Source organism: Pseudonocardia hierapolitana, assembly GCF_007994075.1.
Lineage (GTDB): Bacteria > Actinomycetota > Actinomycetes > Mycobacteriales > Pseudonocardiaceae > Pseudonocardia > Pseudonocardia hierapolitana.
In genome coordinates this window covers 331,104-354,595 of sequence record NZ_VIWU01000001.1, presented here as the reverse complement: position 1 = coordinate 354,595, position 23,492 = coordinate 331,104, and the positions used below count along the sequence as shown (strand labels likewise).

20 protein-coding genes are annotated in these 23,492 nt (G+C 72.6%); 18 read left to right on the top strand and 2 right to left on the bottom strand.

From position 1 onward, the window contains the following. Positions 1-37 precede the first annotated feature (37 nt). The 15 genes from truB (at position 38) to FHX44_RS01620 (ending at position 18,044) form a co-directional block, all read left to right on the top strand. Positions 38-913: a tRNA pseudouridine(55) synthase TruB gene (gene truB / locus FHX44_RS01690; protein ID WP_147253831.1), complete on the top strand. Its 876-nt coding sequence runs from the start codon at positions 38-40 to the stop codon at positions 911-913. A 324-nt stretch (positions 914-1,237) separates the two neighbouring features. Continuing rightward, positions 1,238-1,675 carry an IS110 family transposase gene (locus FHX44_RS01685; protein ID WP_147253724.1) on the top strand — a complete coding sequence of 146 codons (438 nt, stop codon included), beginning with the start codon at positions 1,238-1,240 and terminating at the stop codon, positions 1,673-1,675. A 16-nt stretch (positions 1,676-1,691) separates the two neighbouring features. Beyond that, positions 1,692-2,372 (top strand): transposase, encoded by a 681-nt coding sequence (locus FHX44_RS01680; RefSeq protein ID WP_147253830.1) that lies wholly within the window; start codon positions 1,692-1,694, stop codon positions 2,370-2,372. 986 nt (positions 2,373-3,358) lie between these two features. Continuing rightward, positions 3,359-4,282: a bifunctional riboflavin kinase/FAD synthetase gene (locus FHX44_RS01675; RefSeq protein WP_147253829.1), complete on the top strand. Its 924-nt coding sequence runs from the start codon at positions 3,359-3,361 to the stop codon at positions 4,280-4,282. An 81-nt stretch (positions 4,283-4,363) separates the two neighbouring features. Then, on the top strand, positions 4,364-4,903 hold the full coding sequence (locus tag FHX44_RS01670) for a helix-turn-helix domain-containing protein (RefSeq protein ID WP_147253828.1): 540 nt from the start codon (positions 4,364-4,366) through the stop codon (positions 4,901-4,903). Between the two features lie 133 nt (positions 4,904-5,036). Then, positions 5,037-5,306, top strand: a complete 270-nt coding sequence (gene rpsO / locus FHX44_RS01665) for a 30S ribosomal protein S15 (protein WP_075942153.1) — start codon at positions 5,037-5,039, stop codon at positions 5,304-5,306. A 200-nt stretch (positions 5,307-5,506) separates the two neighbouring features. Then, complete coding sequence (locus FHX44_RS01660; RefSeq protein WP_147253827.1) at positions 5,507-7,795, top strand: polyribonucleotide nucleotidyltransferase; 2,289 nt, start codon at positions 5,507-5,509, stop codon at positions 7,793-7,795. Between the two features lie 73 nt (positions 7,796-7,868). Then, complete coding sequence (locus tag FHX44_RS01655) at positions 7,869-9,206, top strand: M16 family metallopeptidase (protein ID WP_147253826.1); 1,338 nt, start codon at positions 7,869-7,871, stop codon at positions 9,204-9,206. A 128-nt stretch (positions 9,207-9,334) separates the two neighbouring features. Continuing rightward, the gene (locus tag FHX44_RS01650; protein WP_147253825.1) at positions 9,335-10,564 is read left to right on the top strand and encodes a hypothetical protein; all 1,230 of its coding nucleotides are present in this window, start codon (positions 9,335-9,337) and stop codon (positions 10,562-10,564) included. After that, on the top strand, positions 10,561-11,703 hold the full coding sequence (locus FHX44_RS01645; RefSeq protein ID WP_147253824.1) for a hypothetical protein: 1,143 nt from the start codon (positions 10,561-10,563) through the stop codon (positions 11,701-11,703). Before FHX44_RS01650 ends, FHX44_RS01645 begins: the two co-directional genes overlap by 4 nt. Further along, positions 11,700-13,124: a hypothetical protein gene (locus FHX44_RS01640; protein WP_147253823.1), complete on the top strand. Its 1,425-nt coding sequence runs from the start codon at positions 11,700-11,702 to the stop codon at positions 13,122-13,124. The genes FHX44_RS01645 and FHX44_RS01640 overlap by 4 nt, the downstream gene beginning before the upstream one ends. Then, a complete protein-coding gene (locus FHX44_RS01635) occupies positions 13,124-16,306 on the top strand; it encodes a tetratricopeptide repeat protein (protein WP_147253822.1) in 3,183 nt (1,060 codons plus the stop codon). The genes FHX44_RS01640 and FHX44_RS01635 overlap by 1 nt, the downstream gene beginning before the upstream one ends. Positions 16,307-16,445: 139 nt before the next feature. After that, a complete protein-coding gene (locus tag FHX44_RS01630; RefSeq protein ID WP_246170151.1) occupies positions 16,446-16,925 on the top strand; it encodes a DUF456 domain-containing protein in 480 nt (159 codons plus the stop codon). A gap of 14 nt (positions 16,926-16,939) precedes the next feature. Continuing rightward, entirely contained in the window at positions 16,940-17,689 is a 750-nt protein-coding gene (dapB, locus tag FHX44_RS01625) for a 4-hydroxy-tetrahydrodipicolinate reductase (RefSeq protein WP_281287866.1), read from the top strand. 22 nt (positions 17,690-17,711) lie between these two features. Then, positions 17,712-18,044: an antibiotic biosynthesis monooxygenase gene (locus FHX44_RS01620; RefSeq protein ID WP_147253820.1), complete on the top strand. Its 333-nt coding sequence runs from the start codon at positions 17,712-17,714 to the stop codon at positions 18,042-18,044. On the opposite strand, the gene FHX44_RS01615 is transcribed toward FHX44_RS01620, so the two are convergent. Beyond that, positions 18,021-18,581, bottom strand: a complete 561-nt coding sequence (locus FHX44_RS01615) for a GNAT family N-acetyltransferase (protein ID WP_147253819.1) — start codon at positions 18,579-18,581, stop codon at positions 18,021-18,023. The genes FHX44_RS01620 and FHX44_RS01615 overlap by 24 nt on opposite strands. Before the next feature lie 70 nt (positions 18,582-18,651). Here FHX44_RS01615 and FHX44_RS42995 point away from each other — a divergent pair, with 70 nt between their 5' ends. Together FHX44_RS42995 and FHX44_RS01605 are read left to right on the top strand one after the other, a co-directional pair. After that, a complete protein-coding gene (locus FHX44_RS42995; RefSeq protein WP_246170150.1) occupies positions 18,652-19,596 on the top strand; it encodes an EamA family transporter in 945 nt (314 codons plus the stop codon). Next, entirely contained in the window at positions 19,593-20,876 is a 1,284-nt protein-coding gene (locus tag FHX44_RS01605) for a winged helix-turn-helix domain-containing protein (RefSeq protein WP_147253817.1), read from the top strand. The genes FHX44_RS42995 and FHX44_RS01605 overlap by 4 nt, the downstream gene beginning before the upstream one ends. On the opposite strand, the gene FHX44_RS01600 is transcribed toward FHX44_RS01605, so the two are convergent. Then, on the bottom strand, positions 20,822-21,694 hold the full coding sequence (locus FHX44_RS01600; protein ID WP_147253816.1) for a helix-turn-helix transcriptional regulator: 873 nt from the start codon (positions 21,692-21,694) through the stop codon (positions 20,822-20,824). The two genes, FHX44_RS01605 and FHX44_RS01600, sit on opposite strands and share 55 nt — an antisense overlap. A 165-nt stretch (positions 21,695-21,859) precedes the next feature. Between FHX44_RS01600 and FHX44_RS01595 the strand changes: the two genes are divergently transcribed. Continuing rightward, positions 21,860-23,248 (top strand): MFS transporter, encoded by a 1,389-nt coding sequence (locus tag FHX44_RS01595; protein WP_342792465.1) that lies wholly within the window; start codon positions 21,860-21,862, stop codon positions 23,246-23,248. Positions 23,249-23,492 lie beyond the last annotated feature (244 nt).

The window sequence follows — 23,492 nt, the reverse complement described above, 5'->3', positions numbered from 1 at the left end:
TTCCGGGTGTGGGCGCGAGGATTGCGAGAATCACGCGGTGGACGCCCCAGCCCCCGGCCTCGTGATCGTCGACAAGCCCGCAGGGCTGACGTCGCACGACGTCGTCGCCCGCCTGCGCCGGATCCTGCGCACCCGCAAGGTCGGCCACGCCGGCACGCTCGACCCGATGGCAACCGGCGTGCTCGTCTGCGGGGTCGCCCGCGGCACCAAGCTGCTCGGTCACCTGGCCCTCGACACGAAGGCCTACACCGCCACGATCCGCCTCGGCGTCGCCACCCGCACCGACGACGCGGAGGGCGAGGTGCTCGCCACCGCCGACGCGAGCGACGTCACCGACGCCGCGATCGCGGCCGGCATCGCCGCGCTGACCGGGGCGATCGAGCAGGTGCCCAGCTCGGTCAGCGCGATCAAGGTGAACGGGCAGCGCGCCTACGCGCGCGTTCGGTCCGGCGAGGAGGTCGTGCTCGCCGCCCGGCCGGTCACCGTCTCGGAATTCACGCTGCTCGCCCGCCGCGGCACCGACCTCGATGTCGCCGTCGAGTGCTCATCGGGCACCTACGTGCGCGCGCTCGCCCGTGACCTGGGCGCCACGCTCGGGGTGGGCGGGCACCTCACGGCGCTGCGCCGCACCCGCGTCGGCCCCTTCACCCTCGACCGGGCCAACACCCTCGAGGCCCTCGAAGCCGACCCGTCCGCGGTGGTGCCGCTGGACTCGGCCGTCGCACTGGCCTTCCCGCGCCGCGACCTCGACGCCGCCCAGGCCGCCGACATCTCCCACGGCCGCCCCCTCCCGGCGACCGGCACCGCGGGCACGTACGGCGTCTTCGCCCCCGACGGCCGAGCACTGGCCCTGGTGACGGACAAGGGCCCCCAGGCCCGCCCCCTGGTGGTCCTCGCCCCCGCGGCGACCTGACGGGTCGGGTCCCAGGCCGCCGGCCTCGACGCCCGGTGATCGATCTGTGAGTGTGTCGGTGCGGTGCTCCTGGGTGGAGAACCGTCAGGCTCGGTGCCGGTGACCCGATGTGACTCGTGATCGATCTGGCCGCTTCGGCGTGCCCTGTCTCGGACTTGTTCCGTCGTGGTCGCCGGCACCGGCCCGGTTCACCGGTTGGCCTGATCAGAAGCCTGTCCGCCGATTACGGCGTGACCCGTCACAGATGTGCCACGTGGTGACCCTCACCCGGGCCGGTGCCGCCTGTTGGACCCGTTCCCCGTCAGAAGGACCAGGCCCGTGCCCATGTTGGCAGAACGTGTCGACGCCGTCGTCGGTGTCGACACCCACCGTGACACCCACGACGACACCCACGACGCAGAAATCGCCCTCCCGACCGGAGCCCCGATCGCGACCTGCCAGGTCAGCAATGACTCCCGCGGCTACGCCGAGCTGCTGGCCTGGATCGGCGATCACGCTCCCGGGTCGCGGGTCGCCGTCGCGATCGAGGGCACCCGCAGCTACGGCATCGGACTAGCGCGCGCAGTCAGCGGTGCCGGTGTGATGGTGATCGAGTGCGAGCAGCCCAACCGCAAGTCCCGTCGCGGTCGGGGAAAGTCCGACGCGATCGACGCGCACCTGGCCGTGCTCACCGCGCTGCGGCTTGACGCCGACCAGCTCCCGAGCCCGCGCGCCGATGGTGACCGCGAAGCGCTCCGGATCCTGATGGACGCCGGATCCTGATGGACGCCGGATCCTGATGGACGCCCGCCACGAGCTCACCGACAGCTCGACCGCTCAGACCAACCGGCTACGCGCACTGCTGCTGGGCGGCGACGACCGCGACCGTGACTTCGCCCGTGACTTCGCCCGTGGCACGCTCACCGACACCAGGCTCGCTGCGCTGGCCCGCCACCGTCCGGCCCGCGATGCCAGCCGCGAGCAGGTCGTGCGCCAGGCCGAGATCCGGCGCCTCGCTCTCGCACTGCGAGGGTCTCACCGCGCACTACGGGCCAACAGCCGCGAACTCCAGCGCATCGTGGACGACCTCGCTCCCGGGCTGACCGACCGCCGCGGCATCGGCCCGATCAGCGCCGCCCAAGCGATCATCAGCTTCTCCCACCCCGGGCGCTGCCGCAACGAGGGCGCCTTCGCCGCGCTCGCCGGCGCCAGCCCGCTCGAGGCCAGCAGCGGCCACATCAAGCGGCACCGGCTCAACCGCGGCGGTGACCGCGCCCTCAACAGCGCACTGCACACCATCGCGATGGTCCGCATGCGCAGCTGCCCCACGACCAAGGCCTACCTCGCCCGCCGCACCGCCGAAGGGAAGACCACCCGAGAGATCCGACGCTGCCTCAAGCGCTACATCGCGCGCGAGCTCTACCGCTTCCTCACCGCGACCATCACGACCACAAGCAGCAACGCGTCCTCAGCCGCTTGACAGATATAGAAGCGTCCGAGTTTGGGTGGAACGCCCCGGCGAGGGCCCTGAGCCGCACTTCGGAACGATCACGCGGGTGTGTGCATGATCATGTCGACACCACGGGTGTTCGATCTCGATCCGACCCCCGTGGTGTCGACCTGATCATGGGATGCGCGGCTTGGGCGCGCCGTTCCCGACACCCCGCGCCGGACGCTGGTCGCGCACCGCTCCCGGCTGCCCGTGCAGCCCGCCCCGTTCGCCTCGCCGCGCACGCGCCGCCGTGGCCGGGTTGGGGAGAACTACCGAACCCCGTGGTTGCGTGGGCGGCCGTCCCCGACCGGAGGGCACGGCGGTTCACGACGAGCCCGTCTCCGCCGGGTGCCTACGCAACTATCCGGTGGTCCGGATCATCCCTGGCAGGGTGACCACGGGACAGTTGCCCCGCTACCAGCGGGACGGGCTCGCACCCAGGTCCGGGAGGCCGGGGCGAGCATCTCGCAGAGCGCCCACGGGATCGGTGTTCTCCAACCCGGCCACCCCCCACCGCATCGGCGCAACGCGCGTCGCGCCCACTCGAGTCCCGGTGGTCGATCCCAGGATGGCGACAGCGGCCGAGAGTCGTGGATCTCCGACCGGTTAACGCGAGGGCCGTCGAGAATCGCGCCAATCCCACCAACTCGCGTCCAGCAGGTCAGGACCCGTGAGCCGCCCGAAGCAGCAGGTGGATGCTCACAGGCCGATTTCAGCTGCGTGCCCGACCCGCACGCCTTCCTGCGCGGGCGACCGGCCCGCGACGGTCCGGCCGCTCAACCCGTCGGGCGGCAGCTCTCGGCCGGTCGGGCCGGCGCAGCGGTGGCATGCACGGGCTCGTGGAGGCCGTGCTCCGACTGCAGGGCCGGTCGGGGGAGCGGCAGGTCGATCAGACGTGAGCGAGCACGGACCGTGCTGTGGGTGTCGGGGTGGCCTCTCGCGGGTGGGCCTCGGCGGTTCCGTAGGCTCACCCCGTGCAGCGCTGGCGGGGGCTGGAGGCCGTGCCGACCGGCTGGGGGCGCAGCGTCGTCACCGTCGGCGTGTTCGACGGGGTGCACCGCGGGCACCAGCAGCTCATCGGCCGTGCCGTCGAGCGGGCAAGGGAGCGCGGGCTCCCCGCGGTGCTGGTGACGTTCGACCCGCACCCGGCGGAGGTCGTGCGCCCAGGCAGCCATCCCGCCCGGCTCACCACCCTGCCGCGGCGGGCGGACCTGGTGGCAGCGCTCGGCATCGACGCGTTCTGCGTCCTCCCGTTCACCCCGGAGCTGGCCCGGACCGCGCCCGCGGAGTTCGCGCACGAGGTGCTCGTGGAGCGGCTGCACGCCGCCGCCGTCGTGGTCGGGCGCAACTTCACGTTCGGCCACCGGGCGGCAGGTGACGTGGCCCTCCTGACGCAGCTCGGCCAGCGGTTCGGCTTCGGTGTCGAGGGCCTCGAGCTGATCACCGACGACGGCATCACCTTCTCCTCCACCTACATCCGCGCCTGCATCGACGCGGGCGACGTCGAGGCGGCCGCGGCCGCGCTCGGCAGGCCGCACCGGGTGGAGGGCGTGGTGGTGCACGGCGACCGGCGCGGCCGCGACCTGGGCTTCCCCACGGCGAACCTGGCCACCGCCCCGTTCACCGCCCTGCCCGCCGACGGCGTGTACGCGGGCCTCTTCGAGATCAAGGACCGGGCGCTCCCGGCCGCGATCTCGGTGGGCACCAACCCCACGTTCTCCGGGAAGGTGCGCACCGTCGAGGCGTACGTGCTCGACGTGGACGAGGACTTCTACGGCTTCGAGGTGGCGCTCGACTTCGTGCACCGGCTGCGCGGACAGGAGCGGTACGCCGACGTGGCCGCGCTCGTCGAGCAGATGCACCGGGACGTGGCGCGCACCCGCGAGCTGCTCGGCTGAGCGGCGCTCGCGCAGCGAACACCGGCACCTGTTTCCCCGTTCGCCCACGGACGTGCCGGGGGATTTGCGAGCATCCTGGGCATGGCCGACACGGGCGGGGACGCGACGAGCTCCTGGCTCATCGAGAACCAGCAACGGCAGCGGGAGCTCTACGGGGCGCCGCTCGGTGAGCGGGTCCGCCGCCTCACCGGCGCACTCGGCATCTCCCAGGCCCGGCTCGCGCGCACGCTCGGCATGAGCCCGGCGATGCTCAGCCAGCTGGTGAGCGCGCGCCGGGTGAAGATCGGCGATCCCGCGGTGCTCGCCCGGATGCTGCTGCTCGACCAGCGCTGCCACGCGTTGCGCACCCCCGCCGACCGTCGAGCCGTCGACGCGCTGCTCGCCGAGATCGCCGAGGCCCGCTGGCACTGGAACGGGCAGCGGCCGAGCGGGCCGCGCAGGAACGGGCCGCGCACGGTCGGTCACCCCGTGCAGCGGACCGTCATCGACGGCACGGCGGCCGCGGTGCTGCGGGGCGTGTCCGACCCCGCGCGCCTGGCCGCCGCTGCGGCCGCGCTCGGCCCCACCTTCCCGGAGCTCGCCGAGGTACTGAGGCAGGCGGCGAGTCGCCCAGGGGCCTGACACCTGCTGGGCATCGTGCCTGGTAACGTGGCGTACCGGGTCCGGCTGCAGTCCGTGGCGGCCGTGCACCGTCTTCCGCCCCCGTCGCAGGGGATGCGGGCCTCACGGCACATCACGAAGGAAGAGGCACCACGTGGCACTCGACGCCGCACAGAAGAAGAGCATCCTGGACACCTACGGTGTCCACGAGGGCGACACCGGTTCGCCCGAGGCGCAGGTCGCGCTGCTCACCAAGCGGATCAGCGACCTCACCGAGCACCTGAAGCAGCACAAGCACGACCACCACTCCCGCCGCGGCCTGCTGCTGCTGGTGGGCCGTCGCCGCAGGCTGCTGAAGTACCTCGCTTCGGTCGACGTCGCGCGCTACCGGTCGCTGATCGAGCGTCTCGGCCTCCGCCGCTGACACCCCGCCGGCCCGGACCAGCTCCTCGGTCCGGGCCGGCACACATTTCGACAACTCCACGACGCCACGCCTCGCCGCAGACGATCCGCCGGTCCTCGGTAGTGGCTCCCGGGACACGAGTCCCGGGGGCTTCGATCGAAGACCGGCCAGGCCGAGGATCAGCCGGTGCGGCGTGGGGACGTCTCGAAGAGAAGGACCACATGACCGACCCCATGGACGACGTGCACGAGACGAGTGCCGTCATCGACAACGGGAGCTTCGGCACCCGCACCGTCCGGTTCGAGACCGGGCGCCTCGCGCGCCAGGCCGCCGGATCCGTCGTCGCCTACCTCGACGACGAGACCATGCTGCTGTCCGCCACCACGGCGTCCAAGCAGCCCAAGGAGCACTTCGACTTCTTCCCGCTCACGGTGGACGTCGAGGAGCGGATGTACGCCGTCGGCCGCATCCCCGGCTCGTTCTTCCGCCGGGAGGGCCGTCCGGGCACCGACGCGATCCTCACCTGTCGGCTGATCGACCGGCCGCTGCGCCCGTCGTTCGTCGACGGCCTGCGCAACGAGATCCAGATCGTCGTCACGGTCATGTCGCTCGACCCGCAGGACCCCTACGACGCGCTGGCCATCAACGCAGCGTCGGCGTCCACCCAGCTGGCGGGCCTGCCGTTCAGCGGCCCGATCGGCGGCGTGCGCGTCGCTCTGATCGACGGGCAGTGGGTGGCGTTCCCGCAGTACGAGGACCTGCAGCGGGCCGTGTTCGACATGGTCGTCGCGGGCCGGGTCGTCGGCGACGATGTCGCGATCATGATGGTGGAGGCCGAGGCCACCACCGAGACCGTCGAGCTGGTCGCCGGCGGCGCGCAGGCACCCACCGAGGACGTCGTGGCGGCCGGGCTGGAGGCGGCGAAGCCGTTCATCCGCAGCCTGTGCATCGCCCAGCAGCAGCTGGCCGACGTCGCGGCGAAGCCCACCGGCAACTTCCCGACCTACCCCGCGTACCAGCCCGACGCCTACGAGGCCGTCGAGGCGGCCGCGAGCGACGACCTCGCCGCCGCGCTCACCATCGCGGGCAAGCAGGAGCGCGAGGCCAAGCTCGACGAGGTCAAGCTCCAGGTGCTCGGCTCGCTGGGTGAGAAGTTCGAGGGCCGCGAGAAGGAGCTGGGCGCCGCGTTCCGGTCGCTCAACAAGAAGCTCGTGCGCCAGCGCATCCTGCGCGACCAGATCCGCATCGACGGGCGCGGCATCACCGACATCCGGCCGCTGTCGGCCGAGGTCGAGGTCGTGCCGCGGGCCCACGGCTCGGCGCTGTTCGAGCGCGGCGAGACCCAGATCATGGGCGTCACCACGCTGAACATGCTGCGCATGGAGCAGCAGATCGACTCGCTCGGGCCGGAGACGCACAAGCGCTACCTGCACCACTACAACTTCCCGCCCTACTCGACCGGTGAGACCGGCCGCGTGGGCTCGCCCAAGCGCCGCGAGATCGGCCACGGCGCGCTCGCCGAGCGGGCGCTGCTGCCGGTGCTGCCCACCCGCGAGGAGTTCCCGTACGCCATCCGGCAGGTGTCGGAGGCGCTCGGGTCCAACGGCTCCACGTCGATGGGCTCGGTCTGCGCGTCCACGATGTCGCTGCTCAACGCCGGTGTGCCGCTCAAGGCGCCGGTCGCGGGCATCGCGATGGGCCTGGTGAGCGACGAGGTGGAGGGCCAGACCCGCTACGTCGCCCTCACCGACATCCTCGGTGCCGAGGACGCCTTCGGCGACATGGACTTCAAGGTCGCAGGCACGTCCGAGTTCGTCACGGCGCTGCAGCTGGACACCAAGCTCGACGGCATCCCGTCCGAGGTGCTGGCCGCCGCGCTGAACCAGGCCAAGGACGCCCGCCTGACGATCCTCGAGGTCATCGGCGAGGCGATCGACCGGCCCGACGAGATGAGCCAGTTCGCCCCGCGCGTCACGGCTATCAAGGTGCCGGTCGACAAGATCGGCGAGGTCATCGGCCCGAAGGGCAAGATGATCAACTCGATCACCGAGCAGACCGGTGCCGACATCTCCATCGAGGACGACGGCACGATCTACGTGGGCGCGGCCGACGGCCCGTCCGCCGAGCAGGCGATCGGCATGATCAACGCCATCGCCAACCCGCAGCTGCCCAAGGTCGGCGAGCGGTTCCTCGGCACGGTCGTCAAGACCGCGGCGTTCGGTGCCTTCGTCTCGCTGGTGCCCGGCAAGGACGGCCTCGTCCACATCTCGAAGCTCGGGCAGGGCAAGCGGGTCGGCAAGGTGGAGGACGTCGTCAAGGTCGGCGACAAGATCCGCGTCGAGGTCACCGACATCGACAACCGCGGCAAGATCAGCCTGATCCCGGTCAGCGAGGAGTCGGCCAACGGCACCGCGCAGGCGCCCGACGCCGGCGGCGCTGCGGAGAACGGCGCTGCGGCGGAGAGCGGCGCTGCCGAGAACGACGAGGCAGAGGCGGTTTCGCCGAGTTGACCGAGCTTGCGAGGTCGACCAATGGGCACAGCGACGAAGTCACGCCGATGACGAGCGTCAGCGAGGATTCGGCGTGACGGATGTCCTGGTGACGCCGGGGGCGGGGGCGGTCGCTCCCGCCCCCGGCGGCGTTCTGCGTACCGAACTGCCCGGTGGACTGCGCGTCGTCACCGAGTCGGTGCCGGGCGTGCGCTCGGTCTCGCTCGGGATCTGGATCGGCATCGGTTCGCGCGACGAGTCGCCGCTGCAGGCAGGAGCCGCCCACTACCTCGAGCACCTGCTGTTCAAGGGCACCCATCGGCGCACCGCAGTGGAGATCGCGGAGCAGTTCGACGCGGTCGGTGGTGACCTGAACGCGTTCACCGCCAAGGAGCACACCTGCTACTACGCGCACGTGCTCGACACCGACCTGGCGCTCGCGGTGGACGTGCTCGCCGACGTCGTCACCGACGCCACCCTGGCGCCGCCGGACGTCGAGATCGAGCGCGGGGTGGTGCTCGAGGAGATCGCCATGCGCGACGACGACCCCGAGGACCTGCTCGGGGAGCTGTTCGACGAGGCGCTGTTCGGCGACCACCCGCTGGGGCGGCCGGTGATCGGCTCCGAGTACTCGATCCGGCGGATGAGCCGCGACACGCTGCACGAGTTCTGGAGCGGTGAGTACACCACGCCGCGGATGGTGGTGGCCGCGGCAGGCAACCTGGTGCACGCCGAGGTCGTCGAGCTCGTGTCGAGCGCGCTGGCCGCCGCGTCCGCGCGGGCCGGGGACGCCGTGCCGGTGCCCCCGCGCCACCCGGCACCCGCGCAGCTGGCGGCCGGTCCACGCCTCGTGCTGCGGCCCGACGACACCGAGCAGGTGCACCTCATGCTCGGCGTGCCCGGCCTCTCGCGCCACGACCCGCGCCGCTCCGCGCTCACCGTGCTCAACACGGCTCTGGGCGGCGGGCCGAGCTCCCGGCTCTTCCAGCAGGTTCGCGAGCAGCGCGGGCTCGCGTACTCGGTCTACTCGGCGCTCTCGGCCTACGCCGACGCGGGGAGCTTCTCGGTGTACGCCGGGTGCGCTCCCGAGCGCGTCGACGAGGTCGCGACGGTCGTGCGGGCCGTCCTCGCCGAGGTGGCCGCCGACGGCCTCACCCCCGCCGAGCTCGTCCGCGCCCAGGGCAACCTGCGCGGCGGCCTCGTGCTGGGGCTGGAAGACACCCCGTCCCGGATGAACCGGATCGGGCGGTCCGAGCTCGACCACGGCCGCCAGCGCACGATCACCGAGAGCCTCGACCGCATCAGCGCCGTCACGATCGACGACGTGGCCGCGCTGGCGGCGGAGCTGCTCGCCGCGCCGTTGACGGCCGCGGTCGTCGGTCCTTACGCCGAGGAGGCCGAGCTGCCGGCATCGCTCCGGGCGCTCGAGTAACGGAGCGCCCCGGCCGAGACCGTCAGGGCACACGTTCGACCACCGGCAGCGGGCCGCGATCGGACAGCACCCCGCCCGAGAGGCGGAGATGGCACTCAGCGCTGTTCGGCTCGCCCTGACGACGCCGGTTGCCCGCCCGCCGCGGCCACGTCGGACCGGACGAGCTTCGCCGATGCCTGGGATGTATCTGGCGTACGGCGATGCGCCTCCTCGGGTCAACCCTCCGCAGGCGAGCGGTGGACTGCCGCTTCGCTGCGACCGGGCCGGCTCACCGGCGAGGCCGCAGCGAGGACGAGGAGGTGCCCGCCATGTCGGTGCTGATGGGCGAGGCAGCAAGGGCCGTCGACGACGCCCGCACGGTCGGAGCCGCAGCGCGGAGCGTGCTGCAGAGCATCCGGTCGGGCGCTGACGATCTCGATGTTGCGGTCGACTGGCTGGAGGCCAGCGCGCGTCGGACGGCCGGGGACCAGGTGAGCAGGTTCGACGCGCACGCTGCCGAGCCGACCGACGAGGAGCTGCTCGCCGTCGCTGCCGCGCAGCTGGGCATCGGCACGACGTTGCTCTCCGCGGAGGCGGCCGTCGAGTCGCCCTCGCGGGTCGGCCGGCTCGAGGCGGCGGTCCGCGACCTGGACGTAACGGCGGACTCGATCGAGCTGGAGGATGGCGGGACTGCGGCACGCCATCGGTTCGACGCGGGGCCGACCGGCACCTCGCCGAGCGTGCGTGAAGCCGCACACGCGACGCTCGACGAGATGGCGGACGCCGCCGCGGACGTCGCGACGGCGGTGCTGGACCGAACGCTGAAGCCGCTGGTCGCATGCGTTCCGGAGTCACTGCGCAACCTCGTCGCCGACCTCCGGCTGGACGTCGGCGCGCGGTTGACCCGGTGGGGTCTGCGTGCCGTGCGACGAGGCCTCGATCTCCTCCAGCACCTCGTCGACATCGATGCCGTCGAGCGCATCCGGGCCAGAATCGACGGCGTACTGGCGCGACTCGGCCAGGACGAGGACGCCGCGGTCCTCGCCGGCTGGGCGATCGGCGCCGACGCGGTCCGAGAGGAGCTCGGGAGCCGCGACCCGCACGACGAGCGGTCGCAGCTGGTCGCGGAGCTCGATGAGCTCACGAACCGCTTCGCGAAACTGTGCCGCATGCTTCGCCGGGTCGCCGTCGCGCTCACCGGCGCGGCCGCTGCCCTGGCGCTGCTGCAGATCACGGTCCCGCACGCCGCTTCGATCACGGCGGTCGGCCTGGTCCTGGTCCTCGGCGCGACGATCGTCATGGGCCGTGACTACACGGGCGCGTCCGACATCCCCGGGCGCGTGCGGGGTGTCCGCCTCGTTCTCGGAGTGGCGCCGTGAGGACCATGCCCGACAGCACGGGACTGCTTCGGATGCGGCTGGCAGGCGAGGCAGCGCGCATGTCGGACCTGCAACGACTGCTGCCGAGAGCGGCGGCGGCCGGCACCAACTCGCGGCGCGTCGGACTGGGGGACCGGCTCCTCCGACATCAGACCTGGGCGCAGGCGCTGGCCGCGTCCGAGGACGGATGGACGAGGTTGACCGACGAGCTGGCCAGGGCGGACGCACTCGTGGACGAGCTGGTGGCCCTGCTGATGACGCAGCTGCTGCGGGAGTCGGGGCTCGCCGAGGGCACCTTCGACGCGGCGGAGGCCTTCCTCGACGAACTCGTCGGACTGGCCGGGATACCCGGGCTGGTGCTCGGCCAGACCCAGGAGTTGGAGTCCGTCGACCACACCCGCGCGTCCGTGGCGATGCGGTTCCCCGGGGCGCGCGTCTGGGACCTCCCGTTCCTGGCGCACGAGTTCGGTCATCACGCGACGGCGACGCTGCGCAACCTCGATCCGGGTCTATCCGACAACCGGCCGCTCGCCGCGACGGTGACGGCGGTGGGAAAGGCACTGGCGGACGCGGGGACGTCCCCCGCACGAGCTGAGGCGCATGCGAGCGAGCTGGTGGCGGACGCCGTCGCAACCTTGTGCTGCGGGGCGACCTACCCCATCGCCTGCCTGTGCCTGCGGGTTCCGCCGGTCCCCGCCGCCACGCAGGCCAACCAGAGCCATCCGGCGTGGACCACCCGGATCGCGGTGACCCGGATAGTCCTGGACGCGCTGACCGAGGAGACGAAGCGGGCCGGCTACCGGCAGATGCGGGAGCGGGTGGTCGATCCGCTTGCCCGGACCCTGCTCGGCCGGGTGCCTGACGCGTCACCGGCGGCCCTCGAGGCAGCACGACGAACCGTCCGGACCGTGCGGCGGCATCGGCCGGGCCTGGTCTACGGCGACGTCGACGCCGCCATCGAGGTCGCCGGCTTCCTCGTGCGCCTCGATCCGGTCCCACCGCAGGACGCCACGGTCGCCGCCGTCGTGGACGGCGCGTGGCGGTGGCGTCTCGACCGCGTCGATCCCGCCGACGACGAGGCGGTCGGCCTGCTCGTCACCCGGTACTGCGCCGCGGTCGTCAAGAGGAGATCCCCATGAACACCGACCTGCTGATCCTTCGCCTCGAGGCGCTCCAACTCGATGTCAAGAAGGTCAGGGTCGCGGTCGACCACGCCAACAAGCGGGGGGAGTTCCTCGAGAACGCGAGGACCGCGATCCGCCCGTGCCGGAGCGAGCTGCGGGCGGTCCAGAACGACCTCGCCGCGCTGATCCAGGCGATGGAGGACGAGACGACCATCGTCAAGCTCCTCGACGACGCCCACCCGGGGCTCGACAGGCGGCTGTCCGATGCCCGCGGCCGGGTCGTCGCGCTCGTCGCGAGGGTCGCCGACACAGAGGGGTTCCTCAAGCAGGCGACCGAGACGGCGGTCCTGATCGCCGATCAGGCCGACACGCTCCGGAACAGCCTCGACCGGCGATGCAGCGAGGTGGAAGGCGACATCACGTCGCTCAAGGACAGGATCCGGGACGAGGAGCCTGCGCAGCGGCGGACCCAGTGGGTGGACTACCAGAGCCTGCTCGACGAGAAGGCCCGGCCGATCTTCGTCGAGTACGTCGACTTCCTCGGCGGGCTGACCCTGCGAGACACCGGCCTCGACGACCGGGTGTGTGAGATGACCGGCGTGCTGCTCACCCGGTTCAAGGGCGTGACGCCGCGGTCGTCGCTCCCGCTGCCGGCCCGGCATGCCGCACTGGGCAACGCGCTCGAGAGCGTCGTCCTCCTCGGGTTCCCGGAGTGGTCGATCTGGGGTATCCCGCTGGTGGGCCACGAGGTCGGGCTGGCCTACGCGAAGGACCAGAACGACGAGGACCTGGTGGCCCTCGTGCGGAGGTACGTGCGGGACGACCAGCAGACCGATCCGGATGACCGGCGCACGACCGAGTACGTCCACCAGCTCGTCGCCGATGCGTTCGCGGCCTACACGCTGGGGTTCGCCTACGCCTGCGCGGCTCTCCTGCTCCGACTGGGACCGGGCTACGACGTGCCACACTCCCCGACCGAGCCCCGGGACATCGACCGGGCCCGGGTGATCAAGATGGCGGTCGAGAGCGGCGCGGGGGCGGGAGGCACGTTCACGGACGAGCTCGTCCGCCTGTGGCGGATCTGGGAAGCCGCCGTCGCGGCGCACGCCGGCCCGGCGGAAGCGGCGGTCGCCCTGGAGGAGGCGGAGGGTCCTCCGCCCGAGCGGGACTGGTTGGACGACTTCTGCCGCGAGGCGGTCGATCACTTCGACACGCGGATGTTCATCCACCGCTCGGACGACAAGCGGTGGCGCGCGTCCCAGCACTGGCAGGACTTCCTGAAGGAGGGCAAGTCCGGTCCGGGCTGGAACTCGGAGGAGGACGCCGTCCTCGACCTGCTCACCGCCGCGTGGCGGTTGCGCCTCGACGGCAGCGCAGACCCGGAGCGGTTCGCAGCGAAGATCAAGAAGCTCTGGCCGAGCCGGGGGAGGACCTGATGACCGTGTCCCGAGAACCCGACAGCCCCATCCGCGACACCAGGCGCGCTCTGCATTCGCGCGACGAAGGGCGCACCGCGAACATGCTGATCGCGCAGGCCCTTATGGCTGCGAACGACGGCGACGTGGTCAGGGCGACCGAAGCGCTCGTGAAAGCGGCCACCAGCGTAGCGGTGGCCGCGCTACCGGAGCGGGGCGAGCGGAAGCTCGTCGAGCTCGCCATGAGCGAGACGGCCGACCGGGCGGTGCGGGCGCAGGCGTGGCGGGTCTATGCCCGTTCGCGGGAAGCGAGGGGCGCCGCGAATGATGCGAAGGACGCGCTGGAGCGCGCATACATCCTCGCCCCTGGCCCTGACCTGCTCCTCGAACTGGCCCGGTCGACATACCGCATCGAGGGAACCGAAGCGGCGGAGGGCCTTGCGCGAGACGGGCTCGCGCGATGGCCCGACGAACCCGGGGTGCGAGCGTTCGCGATCTCGCAAGCCACAGCCTCCGGTGACACGAGCCGGGCGCGGTCGCTGCTCGACGACGCCCTCCGCCGCGACCCGGTGCCGCCCGAGCTGCTGGGGGTGCTCGCACGACTGGAGCTGGCCGACGGGCATCCCGAGCGAGCCATCGAGCCGGCACGGCAGCTGGTGCCCAGCCGGCCGTCGATCGGTCGGGCGTTGCTGGTCATGGCTCTGCACGGCGCCGGTCGTCTGCACGAGGACCCCGCTCTGCTCGACGCGGTTCTCGCGGACCGCCCCGACGACGCGCGGTTGCTCACAGGCCTCGCTCGCGCCCTGATAGACGCCGACCGACCCGCCGAGGCGCGCGACGTCCTGGATCGCGCACACGAGCTGGACGACGACGACCTCGAGGTCTACCGGACGCGTGGGCTGGCGAACGCGTTACTCGCCGAGCACGCGGCCGCGAGCGCGGATCTGGACCAGGCTGCGGTCCGGGGTGGAAGCGACATCTGGCTCATTGCCCTCCGCGGTGACCTGGCCCGCGTGAGCGGAGACCCTCGCAGGGCACTGGCGGTGTTCGACAGCCTCGATCCGAGCGACGTGCCGTCGTGGGTGGAGGCGTCGCGCGGGGCGGCACTGGCCATGATCGGCGACTTCGCCGCGGCGCGGTCGGCGTACGAGGAGGCACTGGGCCGCGACGGCGACGACGTCGAGGCGCTGTGCGGGCTGGGTGAGATCGAGCTGGACCGCGGTGGGGAGGATGGCCTCGCGACCGCCGAGGACCTCCTGCGCCGGGCGGTCGAGTACGCACCCGGCAGCGCCCGGGCCCACGCGACGCTCGGCGAGGTCTTGCGGCGTCGTGGACAGCTCGACGAGGCGGTGCGCGCCTTCGACAGGGCGCTGCAGCTCGCCCCCACCTACAGCTACGCCCGCGCGAGCAAGGGCCAGGCGCTGATCACACAGGGGCGGCGGCAGGACGGGATCGCACTCCTCGCCGCCGCGGCGCGCGAGGCGCCGACGACGTGGTTCCTCGACGCTCTGGTCCAGGAGCTGGCGGATACCCCGTACTCCGCGGCCGATGCCGTCCTGCGCGGTATCCAGCGCAGCATTCGCGACCGCGGCGGGAACCACCTCCCGGTGCTCGTCCATCGGGCGGAGCTGGCCAGGAGGCACGGCCAGCTGCCGGCCGCGGAACGGTTCTACCGGCATGCCCACGAACTGTCCCCGAGTGACGGCACGCTCGGGGTGCACCTTGCGAAGGTCCTCCTGACTCTGCGCCGCGCCGAGGAGGCCCTCGCCATCGTCGACGCCCTACCGGCCGCCACCGAGTCGGACCGAGATCGGGAATGGACTCGGATCGAGGCCCTCTGGGCCCTCGAGCGGCTCCCGGAGGTCCATACCGAGCTGGAGCAGTTCGTCAGCGGTGCTGATCCACCCACGTGGGCACTTGCCGCGCTCGGTGAGCTCTACCGCAGGGACGGGAGGCGTCGTGAGGCGCGGGAACTGCTCAGCCGGGTCGTCGACGCCGACGAGGAGAACCGCGCGTCCACGCTCGCGTCCCGCGGCGCCCTCGAGTTCGACGAGGGTGATCCCGAGGCGGCACGCCGCGATCTGCGCCGGGCCGTCGAACTCGATCCCCAGTACTCCTTCGCGCTCTCGGAGCTGATCGCCCTCGAGCTGGCAGAAGGTGCAGCGGACCGCGTGACAGACCTGCTCTCCCAGCTGAGTGCCAGCGATCGCGGTAATCGGGATCTGGCCGTCGTTCGCGCGACGGGGCTGTACGGAACGGGTGACACCACCGGCGCCCTCGAGATCCTGCAGGCCAACCTCGACGAGGCAGGCGAGGACCCCCTGATCCTCCGCGCCTGCGGATGGGTCCTGGTCGAGCTCGGCCACCTCAGCCGGGCGGCCCAGGCGTTCCGCGCGGCGGCCCAGCTCACAGACGGTCCGTCGGCGGTCGCTGACAACGCTCTCGCTCTCTGCCGCGTGGGTCTGTGGACCGATGCGCTGCGGCTCGCGACGCGAGCGGCGGAGGCGGGCAATCCGTTCGCGGACGTCGCTCTCGCCGTCGTGTGGGTCAGTGCGGGCGACTTCCGCGCTGCTCGGGAGTACGGGCTCAGCGGGTCGCGCAGGACAGCGCAGTCCTCGCTCGGCTGGCTGTACACAGCTCGTGCACTCCGGTTGAGCGGCGCGCCTCATCACGCCCTGGCGATCGCCAGGAACGCGCGCACCCGTTGGCCCGTGGAGGAGGCGATCTCGGAAGAGCTCGGCGCGTGCCTGGCGGAAACCCAGGATGACGAGGCGACCGCGGTGTTCGAGGGCCTGCTCGACCGGCTCATGCGCAGGAGCCATCCCGACACCGAAACCCTGCACCAGCGAGCGAGGTGTCTGTTGCGCCTCGGCCGAGTCCGCGAGGCCGCGCAGCTGCTCCTTCGCGTCCTCAGCGCGACGGACGAGATCGCATGGGTGCTCGCCGACCTGATGCGAGCCAGCGTGCTCGACGACGACCTCCCGCAGGCGATCATCCTCGAGCACCGCGTGAGGAAGGAGATCGAGCGGCTCCCCGCACCGATCGCACATGGCGTCGTCGCGGCCGTGATCCACGACCTCGCGGTGCTCACGCCGCAGGTGCGCCCGGAGGCGCGCCACGAGGTCGATCTCATGATCGAGCGCCTCGCGGGGTTCAGGACGACCCTCGATGCGGCGCTCGCCGGAGTGGTCCCGGCGAGTTGAGGCGAAGCGCCGCAGCTGTCGGCACCGCGGTGCGATGCCGTCTGCGGTCGGATGGGCCGCAGAGCCCGTCGGTCGTGACGACAGGTGCTCGTCGGCGACGGCGGTCCTGCTCAGGGCGGACGCGTGCCATGATCGAGCGGTGGAGGTCGCTACCGTCCTCGCCGCGGTGCTCGTCGCCGTCGGCATCGTGGGCATCGTGTTGCCGGTGTTGCCCGGGCTGGTGTGCGTGGTGGCGGGGGTGGCGGTGTGGACCGTCGCCCGCGGGGACGCGGTGGCTTGGGTCGTGCTGGGGATCGTCGTCGCGATCGTGGTGGTCGGAACGGTGGTGAAGTACCTCGTGCCCGGGCGGGCGCTTCGCGACTCCGGGGTGCCCGGGCGCACCATCGCGGCGGGCGCGGTCCTCGGTGTGATCGGGTTCTTCGTGATCCCGGTGATCGGGCTCTTCATCGGGTTCGTGCTCGGGATCTACCTCGCGGAGCTGGCCCGCCTCGGTGGGCACGACGCCGCGTGGCCCTCCACCCGCAGGGCGCTGGCGGCCGTGGGCTGGAGCATCGTGATCGAGATGGCCACGGGGCTGCTCGCTGCGGCGGTCTGGGTCGGGGCGCTGGTCTTCGCCTGACTAGCCTTTCCCGCGTGAGCGAGGAGATTCGGGTCGGCGTGCTGGGCGCGCGAGGACGGATGGGTACGCAGGTCTGCGCGGCCGTGGAGGCGGCGGACGGGCTCACGCTCGTCGCGCAGGTCGACGACGGTGACCCGCTCTCCACGCTGACCGACGCGGGCGCGCAGGTGGCCGTCGACTTCACCCACCCCGGCGCCGTGCTGGACAACCTGCAGTTCTGCCTCGACCACGACATCGCTGTGGTGGTCGGTACCAGCGGCTTCGACGAGGCCCGGCTCGCCGACGTGCGCGCGCGGCTCGAGGCGCGCCAGGGCCACGTGTTGATCGCCCCGAACTTCGGGGTCGGTGCCGTGCTCATGATGCAGTTCGCGAGAACGGCGGCCCGGTTCTTCGAGTCCGTCGAGGTGATCGAACTGCACCACGCCGGCAAGGTGGACGCGCCGTCGGGCACGGCCGTGCACACGGCGTCGCTGATCGCCGCGGCGCGGGCCGAGGCCGGTGCCGGTGAGGTGCCCGACGCCACCACGTCGGAGCTCCCGGGTGCCCGGGGCACGCAGGTGGAGGGCGTCCGTGTCCACTCGGTGCGGCTGCCCGGGCTCGTGGCGCACCAGGAGGTGGTGCTCGGCAGCACCGGCGAGACGCTGACGATCCGCCACGACTCGTTCGACCGCGCCTCCTTCATGCCCGGCGTGATCATGGCGGTGCAGGCGGTCCGCGACCGTCCGGGCCTGACGGTGGGCCTGGAGCCACTCCTCGGTCTGTAGGCGCGCCACGTAGCCTCCCTGCGTGTCCCCGACGATCGAGCTCGCCCGTTCCACCGTCCGCCCGGGCGCCGAACCGCAGCTGCTCGCGGAGCGCCCGGCGATGATCGCCGCGCTCCGGGCGCGCTTCCCCGGCTGTGTGGCGGCCTACCTCACGAAGGAGGAGGACGGCGGCTGGCTCGACATCCTCGTCTGGAGCAGCCGGGAGGAGGCCGAGGCCTCCGCGCGCGACATCGGGGAGGTGCCGGAGGCCGTGTCGTGGTTCCGCCACATCGCCGAGTCCGGCGGGATCCGCCACGTCGAGGTGCTCGACGCGTGGACGGCCGGTGCGCCGTCATCGCAGTTCGAGGTCCAGTGACCCGGTGATCCGCACCTCGCGCAGCTCGCCCTCGCCCGTGTCAAGCACGCGCACGGCTCCGTCGGCGGTCCAGCCTGCCGCCTTGTAGAAGTTGCGGCTCGCGGCGTCGGCCTCCGGGACCCAGGCGAGGCCGTAGCGGGCGCCGTCCCCGCGCAGGTGCGCGGCGGCCGCGGCCAGCAAGCGGCCGCCGTGGCCGCGCCTGCCCCAGCGCGGCTCCACGAGCAGGGCGCTGATCTCCGCCCACGCCTCGGGACCGAGCGTCGGGGCGGATGATGCCGTCGCACCCTCCGGCACCACGGCGGGCGCCGCGGCGCAGAACCCTACGGTCCACTCGCCCTCGGTGGCCACGAGCACGTGGTGTCCGTCGCCCGCACCCACTGCCGCCGTCCACGCCGCCCGCGCCGCGGGGGAGCGCAACCCCTCCAGCGCCGCGGCGGGCACGAGCCCGGCGTACGCGGTGGTCCAGGTGTCGGCCTGGATCCGCACGATCTCGGGGACGTCATCGGGCGTCGCGGGGCGGACGGCGGCTGTGGCCATGGCCCCATCCAAGCCCACGCCTCCGGCAACTCGGCGGCCGGTCGTCGTTCGCCATGGCAACGTGGTGGGGGTGAACGCCGCCGGTCGCCCGTACTCCCTCGCATGGGCCGCGCTGGGCGTGGTCTACGTGCTGTGGGGCTCCACCTACCTCGCCAACCGCTTCGTCATCGCCGAGTTGCCGCCGCTCTTCGCGAGCGGCGTGCGGTTCCTCGTCGGCGGCTCGCTGCTCGGGCTCCTGGTGCTGGTGTTCTCCGGGCCGAGGGCGTTCCGGATGACCTGGCCGCAGTTCGGCACCACCGCACTGGCGGGGCTGCTGCTGCCGGCGTGGGGGAACGGGCTGGTCACCATCGCCCAGCAGAACGTGGCGTCCGGGCTCGCGGCGCTGCTGATCGCGTCCGTACCGATGTGGATCGTCGTGCTGCGGGCGCTCACCGGGGACCGGCCGCGGCGCGCCACCGTCGGAGGGGTGGGGCTGGGCGTCGCAGGCCTCGCGCTGCTGCTGCTCGCCGGTCCATCGGCCGGGTCGGGTGGGGTGTTCGGCAACGCGTGGTGGGGGCCGTGGCTGGTGCTGATCGCGGCCGTGGGCTGGGCGTCCGGCACGTTCGCCACGACGCGGATGCCCGCGCCGGCCAGCCCGTTCGCGCTGGCCGCAGGGCAGATGCTGATCGGCGGGGCGATCCTGCTGGCCGGCAGCGTTCTCGTGGGTGACCGGCCGGACCTCGCCGCCGTCGATCCCCGCGCGTGGTGGGCATGGGCCTACATGGCCGTGGTCGTGTCGCTGGTCGCGTTCAGCGCCTATGCGTACGCGCTGGCGCTGCTCCCGGTCTCCACCGTGGCGACCTACGCGTACGTGAACCCGGTGATCGCGGTGCTCCTTGGCGTGCTGGTGGCGGGCGAGCGGTTCTCCGCGTTGCAGCTGGCAGGAGGCGCCGTCGTGCTGCTCGCGGTGGTCGTGGTGGTCGCGTCCGAGCGCCCCCGGAAACGTCAGGGGGAGCTGGCAACATCCCCTCCGTGACGCCCACCGTCGAGACGATCGGCCCCGCCGCCGCGCGCCGGGCCGCGCTGGCCGCCCAGGGGTTCGCCGACCCACGGCCCTCCGGCCCGCCCACCCGCCGCCATCTCGCCCGGGTGCTCGGCCGGGTCCGGTTGCTGCAGCTCGACTCGGTCAACGTCGCCGTCCGCGCCCACTACATGCCGGTGTTCAGCCGGCTCGGGCCGTACGACCACGCTCTGGTCGACGACGCCGCGTGGGCACACACGGCGCGCAAGCCGCGGTTGCTGGTCGAGGCGTGGGCTCACGAGGCGAGCCTGGTGCCGGTGGAGGAGTGGCCGCTCCTGTGGTCGGGCGCCTTCCGCGACCGGTGGTGGCGCAGTTACCAGCCCCTGGTCGACCGGCATCCCGGCCTGGTCGACGACATCCTTGCCGCCGTCAAGGAGCTGGGCCCGATCGGCGCGGGCGCATTGGAGAAGGCGCTCGAGGCGCCCACCCGGCCGCGGCCGTCCGGCGCGTCGTGGTGGGAGCGGTCGGAGGTCAAGCGCGTCTGCGAGTACCTCTTCGGCACCGGCGCTCTCACCACCGGCACCCGCCGCCACTTCCAGCGGCTCTACGACCTCCCCGAGCGGGTGTTGCCGCCGGCAGTGCTGTCCGCGCCGCAGCCGAGCGCCGAGGAGGCGGCCCGCACGCTCGTGCTGGGCTCGGCGGCGGCGCTGGGCGTGGCCACCGAGCCCGACCTGCGCGACTACTACCGTCTCGCGCCGGCGCACAGCCAGGCGGCGGTGGCCGACCTGGTGGAGTCCGGCGAGCTGGAGCGGGTGCAGGTCCGCGGCTGGGATCGGCCCGCGTACCGGCTGCCGGGCGCCCGCGTGCCGCGGCGGATCACCGGCCGCGCCCTGCTCTGCCCGTTCGACCCGCTGGTGTGGGAGCGCGCCCGCACGGAGCGGATCTTCGGGTTCCGCTACCGCATCGAGATCTACGTGCCGGAGCCGAAGCGGCAGTACGGCTACTACGTGTTCCCGTTCCTGCTCGACGGCGAGCTCGTCGGCCGCGTCGACCTCAAGGCGGATCGCGCGGCCGGCGTGCTGCGCGTGCCCGGCGCGTTCGCCGAGCCCGGGGTCGACGTCCCGCGGGTCACCGCGGAACTGGCGGAGGAGCTGCAGGTCATGGCGGAGTGGCTCGGCCTCGACGGCGTCGAGGTGGGGGAGCGGGGCGACCTCGCCGCACCCCTGCGTCGGATCCAGCGTCAGAGGTGCAGCGCGGCCAGCTTGTCCGCCGTCTCGGCGTCGGCCGGCGTGTAGCTTGCGAGCCGGATCTCCGGCGAGGGGGTGAGCCAGAGGTACGTCGTGTGGAACTGCAGCAGCCCGGCATCGGGATGCACGAACCGCTTCGTCAGGTTGCGCGGCTCCGTCACGTTGTGCTGGCTCCACAGGATGTCGAAGTCGGGCGACTCCCGGCGGAGGCGCTTGATCAGCGCCTTCCAGCTCGGGTCCGACATGTGGTCGGCCATCGCGGCCCGCAGCTGTGCCACCGAGCGCGCCTTGTGACCCGGCCAGTCGGGCATCCGCTCCGGCCAGGTACCGACGAAGCACTGCAGGGTCGTGTTGCGGTCCTCGAACGGGAGCCCGTCGACGTCGCCGAGCAACCAGTCGTAACCCCGGTTGTAGGCCAGGACGTCGGTTCGGGCGTTCGTCACCACGGCGGGCCACGGGTCGATCCGGTCGAGCAGCGCCGCGGCACCCGGTGGCACCGCGTTGCAGTCCCGCTGCGACGGCCGGGCGGGGAGCCCTGCGAGCGTGAACAGGTGCGCCGACTCGTACGGGTCGAGCTGCAGGGTGCGGGCCACGGCGCCGAGCACCTGCTCGGACGGACGGATGTCGCGGCCCTGCTCCAGCCACGTGTACCAGGTGACACCCACCCCGGCGAGCTGTGCCACCTCCTCGCGGCGCAGGCCCGGCGTCCGGCGGCGCCCGGTGATCGGGAGCCCCACCCGGTGGGGGGTGAGCCGTTCCCGGCGGCTGCGGAGGAACGCGGCCAGCTCCCGCCGGCGGACCGCGTCCGGCAGCGTGGCGATGCTTTCGGAGAGGTCAGCGGCTACCGGTTCGACCGCGGTGCTCATGCCGCCCAGCGTGCCACGCCATCGATCCTGTTACCGGGTAGTGCTGATACCCGAATGACCACGCTCTGGTACCACCCTGCGGGCCCGCGGAGCGTGGTGGTCGTGCAATCCGCTCATATTCGGCCTGCTTCCTCACGGCCTGCTTCCGTTCGACCGAGTCCCGGATTGACCTCCGCCGGACTCCTGACGCTGCTGCTCGGCGCAGCGCTCAACGTCATCGACTTCTTCATCGTCAACGTCGCCCTCCCCACGATCGACGCCGACCTGGAGGCCTCGAGCGCGACCCTCGAGATGGTCGTCGCGGGCTACGGGATCGCCTTCGCGGTGCTGCTCGTGCTCGGTGGACGGCTCGGCGACGCGTTCGGGCGCAGGCGGATGTTCCGGATCGGGCTGTCCGCCTTCACCGTGACCTCGCTGGTGTGCGGGCTCGCGCCGAACGCGACGACGCTGGTGCTGGCCCGCATCGCCCAAGGGGCGGCCGCGGCGATCGCGATGCCGCAGGTGCTCGCCTCGATCCAGGCGTTGACCAGCGGTGACGAGCGGGCTCGCGCCGTTGGCTACTACGGGGCCAACTCCGGCATCTCGATGGTGGTCGGGCAGGTGCTGGGCGGGGCGCTCGTCGCCGCGGACGTCGCCGGGCTCGGCTGGCGGACGATCTTCCTGGTGAACGTGCCGATCGGGATCGTGACGCTGGTGCTGGCCCGCCGTGCCGTGCCGGAGAGCCGGTCGGCGAACCCGCTCGGCGTCGACGGCCGGGGCACCGTCCTGTTGGCCGCCACCCTGCTCGCGTTGCTGGTCCCGCTGACGGAGGGCCGCGCGCTGGGCTGGCCCGCCTGGTCGGTCGCGTTGCTCGCGGCGGTGCCGGTGCTGGGGCTGTGGCTCGCGGTCGTGGAGCGACGGGTGGAGCGGGCCGGCCGAGTGCCGCTGCTGCCGCCGAGCGTGCTGCGGTTGCCGAGCATGCGTCGCGGACTCGGGGTCGCCGCCCCGTTCTTCGTCGGGTTCGGCGGGTTCATGTTCATCTGCGCGCTGCTGCTGCAGGACGGGCTGCGGATGGGCCCGCTCGGTGCCGGGTTCGCGCTCGCGCCGCTCGCGGTGGGATTCTTCGCCGCGTCGATGGCGAACGCGCGTCTGGTGGCCCGGTTCGGCCGGTCGGTGGTGGTGGCCGGGTTCGCGTTGCAGCTCCTCGGCCTGCTCGTCGTGCTCGCCACGGTGTCGGCCGGCTGGCCGGACCTGACGGCGCTCGACATCGCGCCAGGGACCTTGATCTGCGGGGTGGGCCAGGGCATGGCCATGACCACCGTGATCGGGCTCACGCTCGCCCAGGTGCCTGCCGATCGGGCCGGCGCAGGAAGCGGGGTGTTCAGCACGGCCCAGCAGACGTTCCTCGCGCTCGGCGTGGCCACGCTGGGCGGCCTCTACGCCGAGCTCGCCGACGTCATCGGGCCGAGGGACGGTTTCGTCGTCGTGGTGTGCCTGCACGTCCTGCTGACGGTGGGCATCGTGCTGCTGAGCCGCCGCCTGCCCGACCCGCGTGTCCGATCCGGCTCCGCTTGATCATCGAATGGGTGGGAAGGCCGACGCGGTGCGTCGGGGAACGCGCCGGATCGACGATCAAGTGCCTCGTCGGGCGGTCGCGCCACCGGCCGACCGGTCGCCGGCGGCACGGCACCCCCCGTCGCTCCCCATCGACGGGGGTGCCGCCCGGCGGGAGGCGCCGGCCATGGCCCCGCCCCCCGGCCGCTCGCACACCGGTCGAGGTCCTCACACCGACCGCGGTCGGCGTGTCCCGCGGAAGCCG